Origin of the sequence: Polaribacter sp. Z014, from assembly GCF_023555435.1 — a bacterium.
Taxonomy (GTDB): domain Bacteria; phylum Bacteroidota; class Bacteroidia; order Flavobacteriales; family Flavobacteriaceae; genus Polaribacter.
The window spans coordinates 28,871-52,570 of the sequence record NZ_JALCZP010000018.1 but is presented as its reverse complement, the minus strand read 5'-3'; the positions used below and the strand labels follow the sequence as shown (position 1 = coordinate 52,570).

16 protein-coding genes are annotated in these 23,700 nt (G+C 30.5%); 11 read left to right on the top strand and 5 right to left on the bottom strand.

Going from position 1 to position 23,700, the window contains the following annotated elements:
* Positions 1 to 22: 22 nt before the first annotated feature.
* Positions 23 to 988: an FAD:protein FMN transferase gene (locus tag MPF19_RS15435; protein ID WP_249989030.1), complete on the bottom strand. Its 966-nt coding sequence runs from the start codon at positions 986 to 988 to the stop codon at positions 23 to 25.
* Between the two features lie 142 nt (positions 989 to 1,130).
* Here MPF19_RS15435 and MPF19_RS15430 point away from each other — a divergent pair, with 142 nt between their 5' ends.
* The 3 genes from MPF19_RS15430 (at position 1,131) to MPF19_RS15420 (ending at position 3,889) form a co-directional block, all read left to right on the top strand.
* Positions 1,131 to 1,979, top strand: a complete 849-nt coding sequence (locus tag MPF19_RS15430; RefSeq protein ID WP_203393173.1) for an OmpA/MotB family protein — start codon at positions 1,131 to 1,133, stop codon at positions 1,977 to 1,979.
* An 82-nt stretch (positions 1,980 to 2,061) separates the two neighbouring features.
* Entirely contained in the window at positions 2,062 to 2,781 is a 720-nt protein-coding gene (locus MPF19_RS15425) for a 3-ketoacyl-ACP reductase (protein ID WP_203393174.1), read from the top strand.
* Between the two features lie 220 nt (positions 2,782 to 3,001).
* Positions 3,002 to 3,889, top strand: coding sequence for a leucine-rich repeat domain-containing protein (locus tag MPF19_RS15420; protein WP_249989028.1), 888 nt, complete (start codon positions 3,002 to 3,004; stop codon positions 3,887 to 3,889).
* A gap of 75 nt (positions 3,890 to 3,964) precedes the next feature.
* On the opposite strand, the gene MPF19_RS15415 is transcribed toward MPF19_RS15420, so the two are convergent.
* Together MPF19_RS15415 and MPF19_RS15410 are read right to left on the bottom strand one after the other, a co-directional pair.
* Positions 3,965 to 4,330 carry a DUF8840 domain-containing protein gene (locus MPF19_RS15415; RefSeq protein ID WP_166387593.1) on the bottom strand — a complete coding sequence of 122 codons (366 nt, stop codon included), beginning with the start codon at positions 4,328 to 4,330 and terminating at the stop codon, positions 3,965 to 3,967.
* A complete protein-coding gene (locus tag MPF19_RS15410; RefSeq protein ID WP_249989026.1) occupies positions 4,330 to 5,688 on the bottom strand; it encodes a DEAD/DEAH box helicase in 1,359 nt (452 codons plus the stop codon). Before MPF19_RS15410 ends, MPF19_RS15415 begins: the two co-directional genes overlap by 1 nt.
* Before the next feature lie 100 nt (positions 5,689 to 5,788).
* On the opposite strand from MPF19_RS15410, the gene MPF19_RS15405 reads away from it, so the two are divergent.
* The 8 genes from MPF19_RS15405 (at position 5,789) to MPF19_RS15370 (ending at position 18,077) form a co-directional block, all read left to right on the top strand.
* Entirely contained in the window at positions 5,789 to 6,553 is a 765-nt protein-coding gene (locus MPF19_RS15405) for a TatD family hydrolase (protein ID WP_249989024.1), read from the top strand.
* Complete coding sequence (locus MPF19_RS15400) at positions 6,554 to 7,075, top strand: methylated-DNA--[protein]-cysteine S-methyltransferase (RefSeq protein WP_203393178.1); 522 nt, start codon at positions 6,554 to 6,556, stop codon at positions 7,073 to 7,075.
* A gap of 56 nt (positions 7,076 to 7,131) precedes the next feature.
* Entirely contained in the window at positions 7,132 to 10,509 is a 3,378-nt protein-coding gene (locus tag MPF19_RS15395) for a DUF8818 domain-containing protein (protein WP_249989022.1), read from the top strand.
* Positions 10,510 to 10,861: 352 nt separating this feature from the next.
* Positions 10,862 to 11,248, top strand: coding sequence for a hypothetical protein (locus tag MPF19_RS15390; protein WP_203393180.1), 387 nt, complete (start codon positions 10,862 to 10,864; stop codon positions 11,246 to 11,248).
* Positions 11,249 to 11,331: 83 nt separating this feature from the next.
* The gene (locus MPF19_RS15385) at positions 11,332 to 15,651 is read left to right on the top strand and encodes a CusA/CzcA family heavy metal efflux RND transporter (RefSeq protein WP_249989020.1); all 4,320 of its coding nucleotides are present in this window, start codon (positions 11,332 to 11,334) and stop codon (positions 15,649 to 15,651) included.
* 39 nt (positions 15,652 to 15,690) lie between these two features.
* Entirely contained in the window at positions 15,691 to 16,827 is a 1,137-nt protein-coding gene (locus MPF19_RS15380) for an efflux RND transporter periplasmic adaptor subunit (protein ID WP_249989013.1), read from the top strand.
* A gap of 112 nt (positions 16,828 to 16,939) precedes the next feature.
* Positions 16,940 to 17,503, top strand: coding sequence for a DUF3575 domain-containing protein (locus MPF19_RS15375; RefSeq protein ID WP_203393183.1), 564 nt, complete (start codon positions 16,940 to 16,942; stop codon positions 17,501 to 17,503).
* 70 nt (positions 17,504 to 17,573) lie between these two features.
* The gene (locus tag MPF19_RS15370) at positions 17,574 to 18,077 is read left to right on the top strand and encodes a DUF3575 domain-containing protein (protein WP_249989005.1); all 504 of its coding nucleotides are present in this window, start codon (positions 17,574 to 17,576) and stop codon (positions 18,075 to 18,077) included.
* A 614-nt stretch (positions 18,078 to 18,691) separates the two neighbouring features.
* On the opposite strand, the gene MPF19_RS15365 is transcribed toward MPF19_RS15370, so the two are convergent.
* Entirely contained in the window at positions 18,692 to 20,656 is a 1,965-nt protein-coding gene (locus MPF19_RS15365) for a beta-helix domain-containing protein (RefSeq protein ID WP_249989004.1), read from the bottom strand.
* A 130-nt stretch (positions 20,657 to 20,786) separates the two neighbouring features.
* On the bottom strand, positions 20,787 to 23,588 hold the full coding sequence (locus tag MPF19_RS15360) for a TonB-dependent receptor (protein WP_249989002.1): 2,802 nt from the start codon (positions 23,586 to 23,588) through the stop codon (positions 20,787 to 20,789).
* Positions 23,589 to 23,700: the final 112 nt, after the last annotated feature.

The following is a 23,700-nucleotide window of genomic DNA, read 5'->3' as shown; positions in this document are numbered from 1 at the left end:
AAAACAGAAGGTAAAAGCCTAACTACCAGTAAGCATTTGTCTTATATTCCTTTAAAACACCATTCTTATCCATATACAATAAAATAGCATCTATATTTTTATGGTTGTTTAAAAATTCTTTTGCCTTATTAAGCCCCATTGCCATAAAAGAGGTAGCATAAGCATCTGTATCAGCACAATCTAAACTAGCTATTACGGACGCACTTAACAAATTACTTTCTATTGCATAACCTGTTTTAGGATTTACTGTATGTACATATTTTTGTCCATCTTTGGTAACTCTAAATTTTCTATAATTACCAGAAGTAGCCATCGATTTATTAGATAAGTTTATATTTCTATACCCTTTTATACTATCTTTTTTAATAGGATTGACTAACTTTATAACCCAAGGGTGGTTTTCTTTTTTTATGCCTTTAGCACGTATTTCGCCACCGATTTCTATTAAATAATTAGAAATATTTTTACTATTAAAAAAACGAGCTACCTCATCAATCCCAAATCCTTTGGCTATAGAATTAAAATCTAAATAAATATGAGCATCTTGTTTTTTAACCTTACCATCAACAATAGTTACTTTATCTAAACCAACATATTGCATTTCTTCTTTTACCTGATCTTTAGTTAAATTTATTTTTTCTTTTTTAGGACCAAAACCCCAAGCATTTACAAGATTTCCAACAGTTGGATCAAAATAACCATCGGTTTCTTTATAAATTCTTTTAGATTTCATAAAAACTTCTAAAAATAAATCGTCCACAACAACCGTAGAATCTCCTCTATTAATTCTAGAAATATCTGAGCTAGAGATATAAGTTGATAAGGATTTGTTCATTAAAAAAAACAAACTATCAATAGATTTTTGATAGTTCTTAGCACCATTTAAATACGTTATTTTATAGGATGTTCCAAAAACATATCCCTTTAATGTAAAGTCTTTAGTCTTATCTTCTTTAGAACAAGAAAAAAAAACCATTATAAACAACATAAGAATAATTTTATATTTTGACATCATAACCTTTAGAATCTTTATACAAAAGTAGAACATAAAGTTTTCATAAAATATCATTAATAGTACTTTTTGTAGCTACAATTTGTTAAATTTGTTAACTGAATTAAATATCTTATCAATGAAAAAAATATCATTCTTATTATTAACTGCTATCGTAGTGAGTTCTTGTGTTTCTAAAAAAGAATTTGTTACGCTACAAACAGAACATGACAAAACTAAAACAGAATTAGTAAATGTAAAAGCTAATTTACAAAAGTGTTTAATTGAAAACGAAAAAGAATCTACTAAGGCATTCTCGTTATCAGAACAAGTAAAAACGCTAAAAGAAGATAAAAAAGGAGCTTTAAAACAAGTAGAAAACTTAACTGTTTTAACGCAATCTTCTTCTGATAATATTAAAAATGTTATTTCACAGTTAAGTGAAAAAGACAAATACATTAATGGTGTTAGAAAAGCAATGACTCAAAAAGATTCATTAAATCTTGCTATTAAGTATCATTTAACTAAAAACTTAACAAACGGAATTCAAGATAAAGACATCGAAGTAAACGTAGAAAAAACAGTAGTATTTATTTCTATTTCGGATAAACTATTGTTTAAAAGCGGAAGTTATAATGTAAATACTAGCGCATACTCTGTTTTAGAAAAAATTGCAAAAGTAATTAATGACCAACCAGAAATGGAAGTTATGATTGAAGGTCATACAGATACTACACCAATAAAAAGAAATTTAATTCAAGATAACTGGGATTTATCTGTGTTAAGAGCAACTTCTATTACAAGAGTTTTACAATATAAATTTGGAGTAGTTCCAGCTAGATTAATTGCTGCAGGTAGAAGCCAATACATACCATTAGTGCCTAACAACTCTAGTGCTAATAAAGCGAAAAACAGAAGAACAAAAATTATTATTATGCCTAAATTAAATCAATTCTTTGATTTATTAGAGCAAGATTCTGATAAATAATTCTTTTTGAAAAAATAGTTAAAAACCATCTGAAATTCAGATGGTTTTTTGTTTAAAAAAATCTTTATTAAAAATTTATAAAATGGAAAATTTAAAAAACAAAAAAGCCATTATAACAGGTGGTGGAAGAGGATTAGGAAAAGCAACCGCAATAGCCTTTGCAAAAGAAGGAATAGAGGTAGCAATAACAGGTAGAAATGAAACCGTTTTAAAAGAAACTGTTTCTGAACTAAAAGCATTTGGCGTAAATGCTATTTATGAAGTATTTGATGTTGGTGTTTACGAAGAAGTTAAAACAGGAATCAAAAACATTATAGATGCTTTAGGTACTGTAGATATTTTAGTAAACAATGCTGGAATTGCTGCTTTTGGTTCTTTAAACGACATGGAAGTTAGCAAATGGACTCAAATTATACAAACCAATGTTATGGGAATGTATCATGTAACAAAAGAAGTTTTACCTTATTTAATTGATAAAAATGAAGGTGATATTTTTAATGTAGCGTCTACTGCAGGACTATCTGGAAACGCAACTACATCTGCATATTCTGCCTCTAAATTTGCAGTTATCGGTATGTCGGAATCTTTAATGAAAGAAGTTCGTAAAAACAACATTAGAGTTTGTACACTAACACCAAGTACAATTGCTTCTGATATGTCTATAGAACTAGGTATTGCAAACAAAGATTCTGAAGACTCTGTTTTACAGCCAGAAGATTTTGCTGAGTTAATTGTAGCTGGATTAAAATTACCAAGAAGAGCCATGCTTAAAGGCGCTTCTTTGTGGTCTACAAATCCATAACAAACAAAAAAACATCATTAAAAAATGATTGTATTTTAATTTAAAATAGTTTTTATACTATTTAAAAACCACTCTGTTGAGTGGTTTTTAATTTTAGAGAGAGTATAGTTGAACAAGACACTCTTAGGGATTAAAAAAACATTTCTTTTATTTAAAACTTACAGAATAAATTATAAACAAGGTCGTTATTATACCCACTTAACACTTTAAAATATAAAATATGATTCAATTAAAAAAAGCAACAACCTTTTTACCACTAGCACTTATAATGCTATTTATGTCATGTGCAGAAAATGAAACAACCATAGACACTCCAAATACCCCTAATGTTACTGAAGATAATTTTATTATCCAATTTAAAGATAATAACTTAAAAAAAAGTATAAAGGAAGCTTTAACAATAACTAAGGAAGATATATCTTACAGTGATATAAAAGCTATAGATTCTTTAGATTTAGTAGTCTGTAATGATTTTAATAACGATGGAGACGTAACAACTTTATCTGGTATAGAGAATTTCACAAATCTTACTTATTTAAAAATTACAAACCCTTGCGACATTAAACTTAGTGTTACAGATTTAACACCATTAGCTACTCTTTCTAAATTAGAATCTCTTGAATTAAATTATTCTAGTATTGATGATTTAACTCCGTTAGTTGGTCTTACTAATTTAAAAACATTAAAAATACAACGTTCTCAAATAACCGATCTTTCTATAATTAAAGGCTTAAAACAACTTATCGATTTAGATTTAGAAGAAAGCTTAATCGAAGATTTCTCAGACATTAAAGACTTAACTAATTTAACCTCATTAAGCTTAACATCTAATGATTTAAAAAATAATTTTGATTTTTTAAATACGTTAACTAATCTTAAAAAATTAAACTTAATTAACTGTGATTTAACCACTGTAAATACTTTTTCGAATTTAAACTCAATAGAAGAAGTTAATTTATCTCTAAATAATTTAAACGATATTAAATCTTTATGTGATATAGATTCTTCTTTTAGTGGATCAATTAATTTAACAGGTAATAGAACATTAAATGAAGCAGCTGTTAATGATGTAAAAAGTTGTTTACCAAAAGCTAACATATTATTCTAGCTAGAAGTATATATATAAATGTACGAGAGAAAATTAGAAAACTAATTACTCTCGTACATTTTTTTAAGGTAAATACTATTCTAATATTTTTATAAAATCATCAAAAGCCTCGTAATAAGGCTGATCTTTGAAAACTGGACTTTCCACACTTTCTGCGTTGGCAATTCCTACGCCAGCAAACCAAACTTTGGCATTCTGTTTTTTAGCATGGTTTTTAAAAGTCTCCATCCAAATGGTATCATATTCATTCGGATTTTGAATATTATTACTCGCTTTTACCAACACAAAAATTGTTGGCTCTCCTTTTTTAAATAATACAAACTGAGGATGTCTTTTTAATTGACTATTTATAGCCTGAAATTCATACCCCATTTTTGTAAGCTTCTTACCAACAATGTTCATTGCCAAATTATGCAATTCTTGTGCTGTTAAAATCTGCATTATTTTTTCTTTTTCTTGTTATGCTTGTTGTAGTTTTTATCTCCTCTAGTTTTAGGCTTCTTATATTTTGCAGCGATTTCTCTTCTATAAGAACCACCTAAATTTACTTGACTATTTTTCTCGCTCTTTTCGTGAAATGCAGGTCCTGGAACATACTCTAAAGAAGTTCTGTTCTTAGAAATCCCTTGATCTTCTTTCGGACGTTCATCTTCTGTTAATAATTTAGAAATTTCAACATCTTCTGGTAAGTCTAAAACCGGAATTTCATAATTCATTAACTCCTCTATACTTTTCTTTGTTTCTTGCTCTTTTGGCGTAGAAAAAAGAATGGTTTTTCCTGCTCTTTCTGCACGACCTGTTCTACCAATTCTGTGCATATAGTTTTCAGGAAATTCTGGTGTATCAAAATTGATAACATGAGAAACATTATCAAAATCTAAACCACGCGCCATTACATCTGTAGCTAGTAAAATTCGATTTTTACCTTCATCAAACTGTTTTATAGAACGAATTCTGTAATTCTGAGTTTTATTAGAGTGTATTAAACACATTTCATCATTAAACGCTTCTTGTAAGTGCTTAAATAACAAATCTGCTGTTCTTTTAAAACCAACAAAAATTAATACTTTATTATAGGTTTCTTTATCGGATAAAAGCTCGTGTAACAAATTAACTTTGGTAAAAAAGTTAGGAATATTATAAGAAACTTGCTCAATATTATCTAGTGGCGTTCCACTTACCGCAACAGATATTTTCTCTGGATTTTTAAAGAAATCGTAAATTAACGCATCTACATCCTCCGTCATCGTCGCAGAAAACAATACATTTTGTCTTCTTTCTGGGATCACGTCAAAGATATTCATCAACTGAAAACGGAACCCTAAATCTAACATTACATCTACCTCATCAATTACTAATTTCTGAATAGATTTTAACTTTAAAGCATTGCTCAACGCCAAGTCATATAAACGACCAGGAGTTGCCACAATAATATCTTGCCCTTGTAAAATAGCTTGTTTTTGGGTGTTGATGTTTGTACCACCATACACGCCTAAAACACGCGTATTAATATATTTAGATAATTGTTCTATCTGCTCAACCACCTGTAAAACTAGCTCACGCGTTGGTACTAACACCAAAACTCTTGGGTGTAGTTGTTTAGAAAACTTTAAATCTTGCAAAATAGGCAACATGTACGCAAAGGTTTTTCCGGTTCCTGTTTGCGCAATTCCCACAACATCTTTCCCTGATCTAACCACAGAAAATGCTTGTTCTTGTATTGGCGTCGGGCTTACAAAGCCTAAATCGTCAACAGCATATTGTAATTGATTAGAGATTCCTAAATCTTGAAAAGTCATTCTTAATATTTTTCTGCAAAGGTACGTTTTATAAAACGCTAAACAATAGCTCTTTTCACTAAGAATATTTAGTAATTTTGCAATTGAAAATTTACACTAAATGATTACAGATACGCATACCCATTTATATTCTAGTCAGTTTAAAGAAGATCAAGCAGAAATGATGCAACGCGCTAAAGACGCAGGCGTTACTCGTTTTTTTATTCCTGCCATAGATTCTACGTACACAGAAAAGATGTTACAATTAGAAAAAAATTATCCAAATGATGTTTTTTTAATGATGGGCTTACATCCTACTTCTGTAAAAGAAAACTATTTAGAAGAATTGGCATTGGTTAAAGAATGGATTGATCAAAGAAAATTTTACGCCATAGGTGAAATCGGAATGGATTTATATTGGGATACAACTTTTTTAACACAACAGCAAGATGCTTTTAGAACACAAATTCAGTGGGCAAAAGAAAGAAAAATTCCAATTAACATACACTGTAGAAATGCTTTTGATGAAGTTTTTGAAGTCTTAGAATCTGAAAAAGGTGATGATTTAAGAGGGATTTTTCATTGTTTTACAGGAACTTTAGAACAAGCAAAACAAGCTATTTCTTACAATATGAAATTAGGAATTGGTGGAGTTGCTACTTTTAAAAATGGTAAAATCGATAAGTTTTTAAATGAAATTGACATAAAACACATTGTTTTAGAGACCGATGCGCCTTATTTAGCACCAACTCCATATAGAGGAAAAAGAAATGAAAGTGCTTATTTAACCAACGTAGTAGATAAATTAGTAGATATTTATGGTCTTCCTTTTGATGAAATTGCAGCAATTACAACCCAGAATTCTAAAGATGTTTTTGGGATTTAAATGTTAGAACCACAAACCACATACTACAAAACACCATTAGGTACCGCAAAAATTGTAGGAGACGAAAACGGAATTCAATCTGTTTCGGTTTTAGATGATGATCCCTTGTCTGAGTTTATCTTGAGCGAAGACGAAAGACTCGAAGTGACAAATTCTGAAATCCCTGAATATTTACAAGAATGTGTCGCTCAATTAGAGCAATACTTTTCTGGAGAAAGAAGTAATTTCGATTTAAAATTAAATCCTCAAGGAACCGATTTTCAGAAAAAAGTATGGGACGAATTATTAAACATTCCTTTTAATAAAACAAGAACCTATTTAGAACAAAGCAAAGCTTTAGGAGATGTAAAAGCGATAAGAGCGGTTGCTTCTGCAAATGGCAAAAACCCAATTTGGATTATTATTCCGTGTCATAGAGTTATTGGTTCGGATGGTTCTTTAACGGGTTATGCAGGCGGAATTTGGCGTAAAAAATGGTTATTGGCGCACGAAAACCCAGTAAAACAGCAATCGCTGTTCTAATTTTATTATTCAAACATTAAAAAACATATTTTTACGTTTAAAACGTATAGTTTTTTATGATTCAAAGAATTCTCTTTTTCTTTTTACTTTTTATTGGATTCTCAATCCAAGCTCAAACTGAATCTAAAGATTTTAGAATACAGAAATATTTGATTGAAAAAGATACCGTTCAATTAGATTCTGTAGCTTTAAATCCAGAGAAATTTAAAGTCTTAGATGCTTTTTCTAAAGAAATTCCTACTTCAGAATTTACAATCGATTTTAGTAATGCTATTTTAAGTATCAACTCAAAAAAATATACAGAAATTACGGTAGAATATTTTCGCCTACCAGATTTTATCACCAAAATATACACTCCTTTTGATGAAAAATTCATCCTGCCAAACGGCACAAATACCGGCAAGTTATACAGTTTAACCACCAACAAAAAAGCTTCAGATATCAAATTGTTTGATGGTTTACAAACCAAAGGTTTTATCTCTAGAGGAATTACCTCTGGAAATAACCAGAACGCAGTTACAAGTTCTGCTTTAGATTTAGAAATTTCTGGAAAACTATCTAAAGACGTAACCTTAAGAGCCAATATTTTTGACACGAATATTCCCATTCAAGAAAACGGATATTCGCAAAACATCACCGATTTCGACCGTATTTTTATTGAAATGTTTACTGATAATTGGCGTGTAAAAGCGGGAGATATTTCTCTAAAAAACACCAAAAGTTATTTTTTACCGTTTACCAAACAAGTTTCAGGCTTACTGGTAGAAGCTAATTTAAATGACAACCTTAAAGTTGCCGCTTCTGGCGCTGTGGTGAGAGGTAGATTTAGCTCATATAACATTAATGGTGTAGAAGGCAATCAAGGTCCGTATAAAATTTTAGGGACTAATAATGAAACTGCCATTTTAATTATAGAAGGCAGCGAACAGGTTTTTATCAATGGAATTCCTATTAAACGCGGAGAAGAAAACGATTATACTATTGATTATAATTTAGCTGAAATAGAATTCAATACCACATATCCAATTACTAATGATATGAGAATTAAAATTGATTTTCAATATTCAGAAAGAAACTATACTCGTTTTATAACCTATGATGAAGCTTCTTACGAAGGTGAAAAATTTAGTATTGCTGGTTATTTTTATTCGGAAAATGATGCTAAAAACCAACCCATTCAGCAAAATTTAACTGCAGAACAAAAAGAAATCTTACAAAGTGCTGGTAACAATACAGATTTAATGATTGCAGAAAGTGCTTACGTAGATGCTTTTAATGAAAATAAAATTCTCTACAAAAAAGTTATAAACGGTAGCAAAGAAATTTTTGAATATTCTAGCAATCCAGCTGATGAATTGTACACGGTAACTTTTTCTAACGTTGGCAGTAATTTAGGAGATTATGTATTGGACCAAACCACAGCAATCGGAAATATCTTTTTATTTGTTGGCACAAATCAAGGGAATTTCAACCCTATTATTCGTTTAACTCCACCTACAAAATCGCAATTATTTATTGTTCAATCTGCATACAATCCTTCTGGAAAAACAATAATTAATACCGAAGTTGCATTGAGTAATAATGATGCCAATTTGTTTTCTACTATAGATGATGCCCAAAATAAAGCCATCGCTACAAAAGTAAATTGGCAACAGACTTTAATTGATAAAAAATGGAAATTACAGAGTAATGTAAGTCATGAATTTGTGCAGAATAATTTTAGAACAGTACAACGTTGGGAAACGGTAGAATTTAACAGAGATTGGAATATTCTAACAAATGACGCCACCAAAAGCTATTTTCAGTCTGAATTTAGCTTACAAAATAAAAAGGAAGATTTTATTTTATACCGATATAACAACTTAACGTACAAAGATATTTTTTCTGGAAACAAGCATGAATTACAATCTAAGATGAAGTTAAAAAACACTTCCTTTTATGTAAATGGTAGTTTTTTACAAAACACTTCAACAACCGAAGACAACTCGTTTTTTAGAGCGAAAGCTAAAGTAGAACATGATTTTAATAAAAAATGGTTGGGAGCATTTATCAACTTTGAAACCAATAGCAGAAAAGACCTTACCACACAAGAATTTATCAATACAAGCCATAAATTTAAAGAATATGAAACCTATTTCGGAATTGGAGATTCTACCAATGTATTTGCCAAATTCGGATTTAATTACAGAAATAACGACAGTATAAAGTCGAATAGTTTTACAGAAATTAATAATAGAAAAACATTTTACATCAACAGTAAAATCATACAAAACAAACAAACCAATTTAAGTGTTTTTGCGAATTACAGACTTACAGAAAACAAGTTTACAGACAATGAAAAATCGTTAAACTCTAAAGTTGTTTTTAATCAAGCATTATTTAATAGTTTCATCAATTTAGGAACCGTTTATGAAACTTCATCGGGTAACGTTGCCCAACAAGAATATATTTATGTAAAAACAGAACCTGGTTTGGGGTATTATACTTGGATAGACTATAACAGCGATGGCGTTAAGGATTTTGATGAATTTGAAGTTGCAGAATTTCAAGATCAAGCGGAATATTTACGTTTACCAAAACCAAATTTACAATTTATTGCCACTCAAAGAGCAAAATTTACGCAGTCTATAACATTAAACCCAAGAATTTGGACAGCTAAAAATGGGGTTAAAAAAGTACTTTCTAAGTTTTATAACCAGAGTTTTTTAAGTGTAGAAAATGAACAGCAAAGAATAGGGAATTCGTTTAATTTTAATCCTTTTGATTTTGATGAAAGTAAACTGATTGGTTTAAATTTCAGTCTTAGAAATAGTCTATATTTCAACAGAAACCTTCAAAAATATAGTACAACATATACTTACGGAAAAAACAGAAATAAGCAACAATATTTTATCGGAAATCAAGAAAATAACATTGAGTTACATCAGCTAGATTTTGCACATAAATTTGCAACTTTTTGGTTGCTTGAGTTGATGGGTAAAACCGCTGAAAATGATTTAAAAACAGCCAATTTCAACAATAGAAACTACACCATTAATGCCAATGAGTTTCAGCCAAAAATTAGTTTCTTATACAATGAAAGCAATCGTTTAACTGCTTTTTATCACTTTAAAAATAAAGAAAACCAACTCGCAGATTTCGAACAGTTGAAGCAACAAAAATTCGGAATTGAATACTTCTACATCAACAGTAAAAAGAATCAAATTTCTGCCAATGCAAACGTATTTTTAAATGATTTTACTGGTGATACCAACTCGCCCGTTGCCTACCAAATGTTAGAAGGTTTACAGGATGGAAAAAATTATACTTGGAATCTTTTATTCAATCAGAAATTAAATGCTTTTTTAAATCTGAACTTATCTTATTTAGGTAGAAAAAGTGAGAACTCAAAAACCATTCATACCGGAACTGTGCAGTTGAGAGCTATTTTTTAAAATGTTGTTATAATATCAGTTCGAAACTAGAAAAAAATATTGAGCAAAAATGATAACGTGCAGTTTTGTCATTTCGACCTTTTGGGAGAAATCACATAAAGTTTGGTTCTCGTTATGTTCTCACTGCTATGAGATTTCTCAATACTTCGAAATGACAACTGTTGTGGCTCCGTTTTGTGAAATAACTGTTATAAACCTTGATTGGTTCTTCAACTGCGCTCAACCAGACAAATCACTTTTTTTAAACAATAAATAATGCTGCTATCTAATTAACATTTAATATTGTTAATTTTCTTCTTATGTAACAATTATTTCATTAAAAGTTTAAAAAAAATGGTTAATTTGCATCGTAATGATGAAACTTACAGCACTTTTATTATCAAATTTAATTCTCTTGCAGAGTTTTAATATTGGTTTAGAAACTTTTTCTAAAATCAATGTATTGATAGAACACGCCCAATTTCATCAAGAAACATACGGGGACACTTTTACAGATTTTTTAATAGAACATTATGGAGATAAAGAATCTATATCAAAAAAACACAAAGAACATGGCGATTTACCTTTTAAACAAGATTGTGTAAATCACAACCATTTACCGTCTGTTTTTACTTTAAACACGCAAATTTTTGAATTGAAACAAACCCCAACAATTCAAATTCAACAAAATTATTTTTACAAAGAATCTTATTCTTTAGTTGATAAACCTTCTGTTTTTCAACCACCCAAACACGCATAATTCATTTTAGATTTTTAATTCTGGATTCGTTTAACACATAAACGGAAACCAGGAATTTATTTATTTCTTAATTTTTATGAATTATGTTAGAAAACATTATAAAAATCAGCTTAAAACATAAGCTAATTACTTTCCTTTTCACGGCATTTATTATTGGTTTCGGAATTTTCTCTTTAACGAGAATTCCTATTGGTGCTGTGCCGGACATTACCAACAATCAAGTACAAGTTATTACCACATCTCGTAATTTATCTACCCAAGATGTAGAGCAATTTATTACCTATCCGGTAGAGTTAGAAATGGCGAATTTACCGGGAGTAGAAGAAATTCGTTCTGTTTCTAAATTTGGTTTATCTGTTGTAACCATTGTTTTTAGCGATGATATGGGTACTTATTTACCACGACAATTAATTGCCGAAAAAATAAAATCGGCTTCAGAAAAAATTCCACAAGGATTCGGAACACCAGAAATGGGGCCCATTACCACAGGTTTAGGAGAAATTTATCAATATATATTAGATGTTAAACCAGGGTATGAAAACCAATATTCTCCCACAGAATTAAGAACTATCCAAGATTGGATTGTAAAACGACAGTTATCGGGAATTCCAGGTGTTGTTGAAATTAATACTTGGGGAGGTTTTTTAAAACAATATGAAGTTGCCATTAATCCGAATAAGTTAAATGCAATGGATATTTCTGTATCCGAAATTTATGAGGCATTAGAAAAAAATAATAGTGTTGCAGGTGGTGGATATATTGAAAAAACCAACGAAACCTTTTTTATTAGAGGAGAAGGTTTGATAAAATCGCTTGAAGATGTTGGCAATATTGTGGTTAAAAATGAAGGCACTCCTATTTACATAAAAGACATAGCCAAAGTAGGTTTTGGAAGCGCTACCCGTTTTGGTGCCATTACCGGAAACGGACAAGGAGAAAAAGTACTCGGACAAGTTATGATGCTGAAAGACGGCAACTCCAAAGCAATTATTGACGCCGTAAAAGAACGTGTAGCTTCCATACAAGGTAGTTTGCCAGAAGGCGTTTTTATCAACGGATTTTTAGAACGTAGCGAATTAATAGACAAAACAACTTTTACCGTTTCCGAAAACTTAATTTTAGGGTCGCTGATTGTCATCTTTGTAGTGGTCTTATTATTAGGAAACCTTCGTTCTGGATTGGTGGTAGCATCCGTTATTCCTTTAAGTTTATTATTTACTATTTCATTGATGAATCTTTTTGGTGTAGATGCCAATTTAATGAGTCTTGGTGCCATCGATTTTGGAATTATTATTGACGGAGCCGTCATAATTGTAGAGTTTATTGCTTTTAGAATTATTACAGAAAGCGACAAATTAAAATCTTTAGGCAAAAGAGCCAAACAAGATGAAATCGATGCAATTACCTTAAAAAGCGCTTCAAAAATGATGAATTCGGCCATTTTTGGACAATTAATTATTTTGATTGTTTTCATCCCTATTTTGTCATTAAGTGGTGTGGAAGGAAAAATGTTTAAACCAATGGCATTAACCTTTAGTTTTGCATTAATTGGTGCTATGTTATTATGTTTAACCTACGTACCCGTTGTCTCTTCCTTATTTTTAAAACCGAGTAAACCTAGTGATAAAAATATTTCAGTACGTTTAATGAAGATCTTAAATTCATGGTACAAACCTTCTATTCATTGGGCTTTACAGCATAAAAAAATAGTACTTAGTTTAGCGGGATTTCTTTTAACATCGAGTATTTTCTTGTTTACAACCATGGGAGGCGAATTTGTACCAACCTTAGATGAAGGTGATTTTGTAATTCAACCTGTATTAAAAACGGGAACTTCGTTAGGAAAAACCATTGAAATCACCACAAAAATAGAGCAAATTCTTTTAGATAATTTCCCAGAAGTAGACCAAGTGGTGAGTAGAATTGGTGCTGCAGAAGTACCTACAGACCCAATGTCTATGGAAGAAAGTGATGTTATTATAAAACTTAAGCCTAAAGGCGAATGGGTTTCTGCAAATAGTAAAGACGAATTAGCAGATAAATTTAAAGAAGCCTTAGCCATAATTCCTGATATGGAAGTTGAGTTTACTCAACCTATAGAAATGCGTTTTAACGAATTAATTACAGGTGTTAGAGCAGATGTTGCTATTAAAGTATTTGGAGACGATTTATCTGTTTTAGCTACCAAAGCAGATGAAATAAAAGAATTGATTAAAAACGTAGAAGGCGCTTCTGATATTATTATTGAAAAAGTAGAAGGCTTGCCGCAAATGAGTGTCACTTTTAACAGAAGTAAAATTGCACGTTATGGTTTAAATATTTCTGATGTAAATCAATTAATTTCTATGGGTTTTGCAGGCGGTACCGTGGGTAATGTTTTTGAAGGCGAAAAACGTTTTGATTTGGTGCTTCGTTTAGATGAAAATAATAGAAAAGACTTATCAAGTCTAGCGCATTTATATGTAGACACACCCGATGGAAATAAAATTCCTTTAAGTGAATTGGCTGATATTAAATACACCACAGGACCAGCAAAAATATCTAGAGATGACACAAAACGTAGAATTGTAGTGGGTGTAAACGTAAGAAACAGAGATTTACAATCTGTAGTAGACGATGTTAGAGCTATTATTGACAAAAATTTGAAATTACCCGTTGGCTATAGCGTTACGTATGGCGGACAATTTGAAAATTTACAAAGCGCCAAAGCTCGTTTAAAAGTTGCAGTACCTATTGCACTAACCTTAATATTTCTACTACTCTATTTTGCATTTGGCTCTATAAAAGAAGCTTTATTGGTCTATTCTGCCATTCCGTTATCCGCCGTAGGAGGCGTTTTATTATTATGGCTGCGTGGTTTGCCTTTTAGTATTTCTGCTGGTGTTGGTTTTATTGCCTTATTTGGTATTGCCGTATTAAATGGTATTGTATTGATAGAGCATTTTAAAGAGCTAAAAGAAGAAGGAATGGACGATATTGAAGAACGTATAAAACGCGGAACCGCAGAACGATTAAGACCTGTTTTACTAACTGCTGCAGCCGCTGCACTAGGTTTTTTACCGATGGCCATTTCTACCAATGCAGGCGCAGAAGTACAACGTCCTTTAGCAACTGTAGTAATTGGTGGTTTGGTAACAGCTACTATTTTAACCTTAATTGTTTTACCCGTTTTATACGCTTGGTTTGAAGAGAAAAAATCGATCAAACTCAATAAAAAAGGAGCTTTAACTGTAATTGGTTTGTTTTTGATGATAAGTGCAAATGCGCAATCTAAATTAACGGTGGAAGAAACATTAAACTTGGCTTTAAAAAATAATACCAGTTTAAAAGCTTCTAATTTAAAAATAGACGAAAGCAAGGCTTTGGTGGGAAGTGCTTTTAGTTTTGATAAAACTGCTGTTTACTATAATTATGATGAAAATAATTTAGCAACAAACAATCAACCTTTAAAAATAGTTGGAGTTGCACAAGACTTTAAATTTCCGACAGTTTATTTTGCTGATAAAAAAATAAACAAAAGAAAAGTTTTAATTGAAGAAACAAATTATAACATTCAAGTTCAGCAAATTAAAAAAGCGGTGTATGCAAATTATTATCAACTCAGTTATGCTAAAAATAAGGCTGAAACCTATCGATTTTTAGATAGCTTGTATCAAGATTTTGCAAAAAAAGCAGCACGTAGGTTTGAGTTGGGTGAAACCAATTATTTAGAAATGATTACTGCTAAATCGAAACAAAAACAGTTAGAAACCGTCTACAAACAGTCTTTGCAAGAAATTGTATTAGCAACCAATCAATTAAAAAGTATTGTACAGATTGATACTTTAAATATTTTGAATCAGCCGCTTCAGAAATTAGAAGTACAACAAATATCAACCAAAGATAATTTAGGCATTCAATATTTTAATGACGTTAAAAACTATCAAAATGCTTTGTCTCAAAAGGAAAAACAAAACCTGTTGCCAGATATTAGTTTAGAATATTTTCAAGGCACAAATAATCTCTTAAAAAGCCCTATTAAAGGCTATCAAATAGGATTAAAAATTCCGTTGTTCTTTTCTGGAAATGCTTCCAAAATAAAAGCTTCAAAAATTTCTGAAGAAATTGTTTTAGAGCAACAACAAGATTATAAAGTGAAACTAGAATCTGAGCACAACGCTCTTTTAGCAACTTTACAGCAATATAAAGAAGCCATTAATTATTACGATTTACAAGGAAGAAATTTGAAAGATGAGATTATTAAAACCGCTAACAGAACATTTAAAGAGGGTGAAATTGATTTTTTTCAATACATACAAAGTTTAGAAACGGCCAAAGATATTGAGCTTTCGTATCTAGACAATTTAAATGCGTACAACCAAACGGTTATCAAGATAAACTATCTTATTTTAAATACTTTTTAAAGTTGATTCAATAAATAATAATTACAAATTTATAAAAAAATGAAATACACATATATCCTTTTATTTTCGGTGCTTTTTTTAGCCTGCGGAAATAAAGAAAAAGCAACAGAAAACAGTGAAGAAATTGTAGTAAACAACAATTTAATTGAAATAAGCGAGCAACAATTCAAAAGCGAAAACATGCAATTAGGTTCGCTTTCAGAACAAGCTTTTAATACCGTAATAAAAGCAAATGGCACCATCGATGTTCCGCCAGAGAATAAATCGAGTGTAAGTACTTTTGTGGGGGGTTATGTAACTAAAATTCCACTTTTAGTGGGCGATAAAGTCAAAAAAGGACAATTAATAGCCAGTTTAAAAAACACCGAGTTTATAGAAATTCAGCAGCAATATTTAGAAATTTCTGCACAATTGAATTTTCTGAAAAATGAATTCAACAGACAAAAAACTTTGTTTGATGAAAATATTACTTCCAAAAAAAATTACTTACAAGCAGAAAGTACGTACAAAGTTAGTTTAGCAAGTTATAACGGATTGCGTCAAAAATTACAAATGATGAATATCAATCCGAATGCAGTAGATAAAGGACAAATAACAGCAACCATCAATTTATACGCACCAATTGGCGGATATATTACAAAAGTGAATGTAAGTAGTGGCTCTTTTGTTTCTTCAGCAAGCGAATTGTTAGAAATTATAAATACAGATCATATTCATTTAGAATTAGCTGTTTTTGAAAAAGATATTTTAAAAATAAAAAAAGACCAAAAAATAAAATTTAAAATACCAGAATCTTCTAATGAAATATTTGATGCAGAAGTGCATTTGGTGGGTACATCTATAAATAAAGACAGAACTATTAAGGTGCATGGTCATATTAATGATGAAAAAGCTACTAATTTTATTTCAGGCATGTATATTGAAGCTGATATAATTTGTGATTCTAAAAAAGAAATATCATTACCAAAAAGTGCACTTAAAAAAAGTGGAGACCTCTATTTTGCATTGGTTTTAAAACAACAAAAGGATGCTAATTATATCTTTGAAAAAGTAAAATTAAAGATTGGTGTGCAAGATGAAAACAACGCACAAATATTAAATCCAGATATTTTAAAAGGAAAGAAAATACTTATTCAAGGAGGGTTTATGTTATCTAATGATTTTAATGGAGCGTAAACATTTTTAATACATTAAATACAAGATAATTTCAGGTTTTTAATTTGTGTTATTTTTTAGATTTTCGGATCGTTTTTTGATACGTTTGCATTATCAACCAAAAAAAATGAAAATGAAAAACATTACGCTATTAGTGCTATTATTTATTTCTGCTATTTCAATAGCACAAGAAAAAGAAGAAAAATACCCACAAGACATCAATAAAAAGCACGAAGTAAAATTAAATGCTTTTGGCCTTTTAGCATTTGAATGGTTAGATGTTTCTTATGAATATTTAATTAATGATGAATCCTCTTTTGGTGTTGGAGTATTAGTAGGTTTTGACAATAATGAAGATATAGATGAGTACAGAAAGTTTTCTTTAACACCGTATTACAGAAGATATTTTTCTAACAAATTTGCTAGAGGTTTTTTTGTGGAAGGTTTTGGAATGTTACACTCTTATAAGAATAATAATTACGACTATTATCTTGATGGTTATGGAAATTATAATAGTTCTTATAACGGAGACACCAAAACAGAATTTGCTGTTGGTATTTCTGTTGGAGGGAAATTTATTTCTAAAAAAGGGTTTACTACAGAAATATATTTAGGAGTAGGTCGTAATTTAGGAGGAGATAACAGTTCTTTAGAGGCCGTGGGTAGAGGTGGAATCTCTTTAGGATATAGATTCTAAATCAATCTTATTTACTAAGTTTGCAACATAATTAAAGTTTAAAAAAAACGTTATTCATAAAATTAAAAACATGAAAAAATTACTTTTGGCTTTCGGACTGTTAATCAGTTCTTTAAGTTACGCACAACAAGAAATTAAATTAGACATTGGAGACGCATTGGTTATAAAGAGTTTAGAGTTTTCTTATGAAAACTATATCACAGAGACTTCTTCTTTTGGTGTTTCTGCTTTATTTAACTTAGCAAAACAGGACGCTAATTTTAGGTATAATGAAAATACTATGATTACACCATATTATCGTAATTATTTTTCTAAAAATGACCAATGGAACTTTTTTGGTGAAGCTTTTCTAGGAATTAATGCTGGAAAAGAAGAAAAGCCTGACAATGGTGGTAGTGGTGTTTCTTATGACAAATACACAGATGGCGCTTTAGGAGTTGCTGTTGGTACCAAGTATATTACAGAAAGTGGTTTAACTATTGATATACACGCTGGTCTTGGTAGAAACTTATTTGGGTCAGATTCACCTACGTTAGTACCTAGATTAGGTGTAAATGTTGGTTGGAGATTCTAATTACTTTTTTACTTTACAAAAGTATTACATCTTGTAATACTAAACTTGTTTCAGTATCTCAACTTACTAAAAGTAAATACCATAAGAATCTGAAATAAATTCAGATTGACAAAAAAACGCACTTTAGAGTGCGTTTTTTTTGGATTATAATTACACCTCAGCAGATGATTATTATAGACTTCAGATCTTCTCTACTTTAAGATAAAACTTATAACCTCGTCATTTTAAACACGTATTTATACTCTTTCCAAATTTATTTTTTGCTTTTACACCTACAAGGTTTTAAAACCTTGCAGGAAAACATAATCATTTCATTTATTTACCAAACATTTAATAATGGTGTTCAGGGTCATATTATACCAAACAAACATCAAAAAGATCGATTAAATTCGTTTCTTTTTCCTTAATATTTTAATATATATAATAGAATCATAACTAAGACTATGATTCCATTTTCTATTTCATATTAAGAAAAAACAATTCAACTTTATCATCAATCACATTAAAATTCATTTGGTATTCGTTAAACATTAAATAAAAAAACCTCTTGAAGCGAATGGCTTCAAGAGGTTACAAAATATATAGCTAAGTAATTTTACAATTACTGAATTTTATTATAAGCTTGCACTTTTCCAAGACCAAGTACTAACATCAACCTTAGTTCCTGTTTTATAATCTGCTGTTGTAGAAGCTGTAGAACCATCTATAATTACATTTGCTAAAGGACCATCATTTTTCATGTCGATATTTTTTGCATATCCTTCTAACCAAATGTTAGTAATTGTAGCTCCAGATTGTAACTTAAATTGCAAAGCAGTACCATCTACACTAGAAATAGCTGTTAGGTTTACAAATTTTGGATTTCCGTTTACTTTATCTCCTTCAAATGCAGTAGAAAAACCAGTAACTGTATGAGAAATATACGTATTAGTTATAGTTCCGTTCCATCCTTCTGTCCAGTCTACAGAATCATCTTCATTGTTTTCTAAATACACATTTTTTGCAGAAACTGTTCCTCCAAAAAACTCAACTCCGTCATCTGCTCCATTAATTACAGAGATATTCTCTATGGTAGTTCCAGATCCAACAGCGTAAAAAGAAATTCCGTTGTATTGAGAATCTGCATTAATTTGAGCACCAGTTCCTTTAATTACTAAATATTTAATAGAACCAGAGCTATCTGCATCGTTTGTACCTCCGTAGATAAAACCACCTACTTCAGCATCCGCATTAACACCTCCAGAAGTAGTTGCATCTCCACAGATAGTTAAACCTCCCCAATCTCCAGCTGTTGCTGATGAAGAAGAAATAACAACAGGATTTGTTGCTGTACCTTGAATATCTATTTTACCACCTTTTAAAACAGCTATATAAACACCTGTTCCACCATCTCTAGCGATTATCTTAGTTCCTGCAGGAATTACTAATTCTCCACCATCTTGAACGATGTAAGAAGAGTTTAAACTATATACTATAGAAGCATCTAAAGTTACTTTATTTGTTACTGTTCCCTGTAAAATTGAAGTTGGTATAGAAACACTTGAGTTTACCCAAGTAAAACTTGCAGCAGTAGTTACTGGCGTATTTGTATAAGATAATAATGGGTTTGCAGCAACACCATCAATTAGAACATTTGCTAAAGGTCCATCATCCTTCATATCTATAGAAACATCGTAACCAGACAATGATAAACCTGTAATTGTACCTCCAGATTGTAATTTAAATTGTAAAGCTGTACCACCAACTGTAGAAACAGCCGTAATATTATTGAATTTAGGATTGTTATTGGCTTTATCTCCTTCAAAAACGGTAGAAAAACCTGCAATAGTATGAGAAATATAAGCATTATCTACAGTACCATTCCATCCTTCTGTCCAATCTATAGCATCGTCTTCGTTATTTTCTAAGTATAAATTACTTACAGAAACGGTACCTCCAAAAAACTCAAAACCATCATCAGAACCATTAATTACAGCTACATTACTAATTTTAGTTCCAGATCCTACTGCATATAAAGACACTCCGTTATATTGAGAATCTGCATTAATTTGAGCACCTGTTCCTTTTATTACTAAGTAATTGATAGATCCAGAATTATCTGCATCATTTGTTCCTCCGTAAATAAAATCACCAACCTCTGCTTTTGCATCAGCTCCTGCTGTAGTTGTTGCATCTCCACAAATTGTTAAACCTCCCCAATCTCCAGGATTACCAGAAGCAGAAGACATAAATACTGGGTTAGACTCAGTACCTTGAATATCTATTTTACCACCTTTTAAAACTGCAATAAATACACTTGTTCCTCCATTTAAAGCTTGTATTCTTGTTCCTGCAGGAATTGTTAATGTTGCACCTGATTGTACTATAAATGATGCATTTAAATTATAAACTGTACTAGCGTTTAAGGTAAAATCTTCGTCTAAACTACCATTCATTACACCAGAAGCTAAATTTCCGATAACTTCTGAAGTTGGTTCTTCTATGAAAATAGAAGGCTCTTCACTACCACAATTTGTTAGTGTTAAAGTAACAACAGAAAATGCTACTATGTTTAAAATTTTAAAAATTGATTTTTTCATTTTTAGTTTAATATGTTTGTTATTTTATACAAAGAAATGGTCTTATTCTTTCCTTTTCTTTACCTAAATATTAATAGTATGTTAGGATTTATTATAATTTTGATAGCTTTGTTAAGTAATCGTTAATTGACTAAAAAGTATATTTAACACTTAATGTTAACTGACTTCCTTTTTTATAAGACAATACAGTTTTATTGGTTTCTACATCTGTATTTATATCCTTAACGAACTGTGTTTGTTTAATTTCTGGATTCAACAAGTTTCTACCGACTAATTTTAATAATAAATTTTTGCTTAATTTTTTACTAACTACAAAATCTAGTGTAACAAACCCTTTTTCTATAATTTCATCATTATATAAGGATGCGCTATTAGAAAAATCTTCTGGAGAACCCAAAACATAAATTTTATCCGAAGAATAATTACCACTTAAAGTTGCCACCAATTCTTTTTCTTTATTATCAGAATAACTTAAAGAACCATTTGCAATAAAGTCTGATGCTCCTTGTAAACTAGATGTAGTAACATCTTTGTATTGAAAATCTTTTAATAAATCTTGCTCTAACCACATTTTGGTAATGTTACCAGTAATGTTTAAAACACTTTCGTCATCATCATTTTTTAGTACATCTGTTTTTGCTTCTAATTCTAAACCATAAACAGTTGCTTTTTCTCCTGTATTTGCGTAATAAAAATATCCTGATGAACCTCTTGTTTGAGCTAAGTTTATTGGATCATTAATTTGTTTGTAAAATGCTGTTGCAGAAAAAAGTTGTCCTCTTTGAGGAAACATTTCATATTTTAAATCGAAATTATAAATTTCTGATTTTTCTAAATCAGGATTTCCTTTTGTAACACGACCAGTTGGAGAAACATATTCAAACGGAGATAATTCTTTAAATTCTGGTAAAGTTTGTGTAATACTAGATGCAAAACGCAAATATTTGTTTTCTGATAATTCTAGTTTTAGGTTTACACTTGGGTATAAACTTTGGTATACTCTATTTAAAGTACCTATTCTTTCACGACTATTTTCTAAGTCGTAGTAGTTAGCAACATCCCAAATAGCATTTATTTCATCTCTTTCGAAACGGAAACCTAAATTACCAGACAATTTATTATCTAAAGCAAAATCGAAGTTTACAAAACCAGCCATAATAGTTAAATCTGCTTCAAACCTATCGGCAGGAGAAGTTCTTAAACTTAAACCATTATTAAACCCTGTAGCAGTAAATACTGAAGATAACTCATCTATAGATGGCGCCGTATATCCTTTTGCTTTTACACCCACAAATAAAGATTTAAAAGTTCTTTCTTTATATCTATAATTTACTCCATAGTTTAAAGAGTATGGTTTATCATCATTTTCATCCTTAACACCCAAAGCCCATTTGTTTTCTATAAAACCATTGTACTCTGTATCTTGAATTTTCTGACTCGATTTTCTTTGTTGAAAATCTCCAACATGAGAAAACTGTACCTCTGGAGAAGTAGTAATATCTAAAATATTTACTTCATTTCTAATTCTATTTGGTTCTTCTGCCAACACAAAATTGTAACCTCCAGCCCAATTTAAAGTATTGTTTTCATTCCATTTATGCTCACCTAAAAGTTGATTAACAAACATGGTAGTTTGTCTAAAATTTTGGTCTCTTACAAAAGCGCCTTCTTCTTGCGGATCTTGATCAAAAACATATCCTAAACCTTTTCTTCCTTGTTCGTATAAATTATCTGTAGATTTATTTACAAATAAAGTATTGTATCTAATTTTGTTATTATCATTTAATCTTACTCCAACATTTACATACCCTGTAGTATTTGTTTTAGAAATAAAGCTTTCTACATCATTTGTAGCAGCAACACTTCCATTAGAAATATCTGGAAACGCTTTATTTAAAACATTAGATCTATACGCTCTAAAAATTCCTTCTTGATATTCAAAAGATTTAGAATGAGAACCTGTAAGAAAAATAGCAACTTCTTTTCCGAAGATTTCAAATTTTCTTCCTGCAGAAAAAGAACCACTGTAGTTTATTGGAGTTGTTACTTTTTCTGTATCCCAACCTTGTAGTGTTATTAAATTCTGTAATGCATATTGTTTTTTATGAAAACCTAGAGATACATCATTATTAATAACTGTCTTTCTAAATGAATCTGAAACATCTAAAACATTTGTATTTGTTCCACCAGAAACAGAAACCGAATATCCTTTTTTAGAATACTCTTTAGAAATTACATCTACATTACCAGATCCTTGATCTGCATAACTAGTTGTTGAGTAGGTTTTACTAATACCTACATTTTGAATAATGTTTGTAGAAAACAAATCTAAATTTACATTCTTATTTTCTACATCATCCGAAGGAATAGGTAAACCATTCATGGTAGTAGATAAATATCTATCTCCCAAACCTCTTATATAAATATTTCCAGAACCTTCACTTTTAGTAACACCAGAAATTTTAGTAGTTGCATTTGCAGCATTAGAAACTCCGGTTTTAGCTAAAGTTTGCGCTCCAATACTTTCTTTAATTACAGTTGCTTTCTTTTGGTCTAGCAGTAAAGCAGAAACAGATTCTCTAGCTGTAGCAGCCTTAATAACCACCTCTTGTAAAGAAACGCCTTCTTCTGCAGATAGTATTTGATTAAGGGTTACAGATTCTCCATCTACAATTGTAACTGATTTCTCAACGGTCTTATATCCTAAGAAACTAAATTCTACAGTATGCTTTCCTGCGGATACATTTAAAATGTAATTTCCGTCAAAATCTGTAGTTGTACCAATTGCGGTTCCTTTAATAAGTACGTTAGCGAACGGTAACGGCTCATTATTTGTTTCTTTGTCCGTTAACACACCTTTTAACGTTCCTTTGCTTTGTGCAACTATTAATTGACTGAAAGCTAATAAGGCAATAAATAAAAATTTCTTCATTTTTTCGTATAATTTACTCCCGCAAAAGTCTACTGCATTTGTAAACTCTATGTTAGTTGTAAATTATGCTTGCATCACAAAAACATTAACTAAATGTTAAGTAAATAAAAAT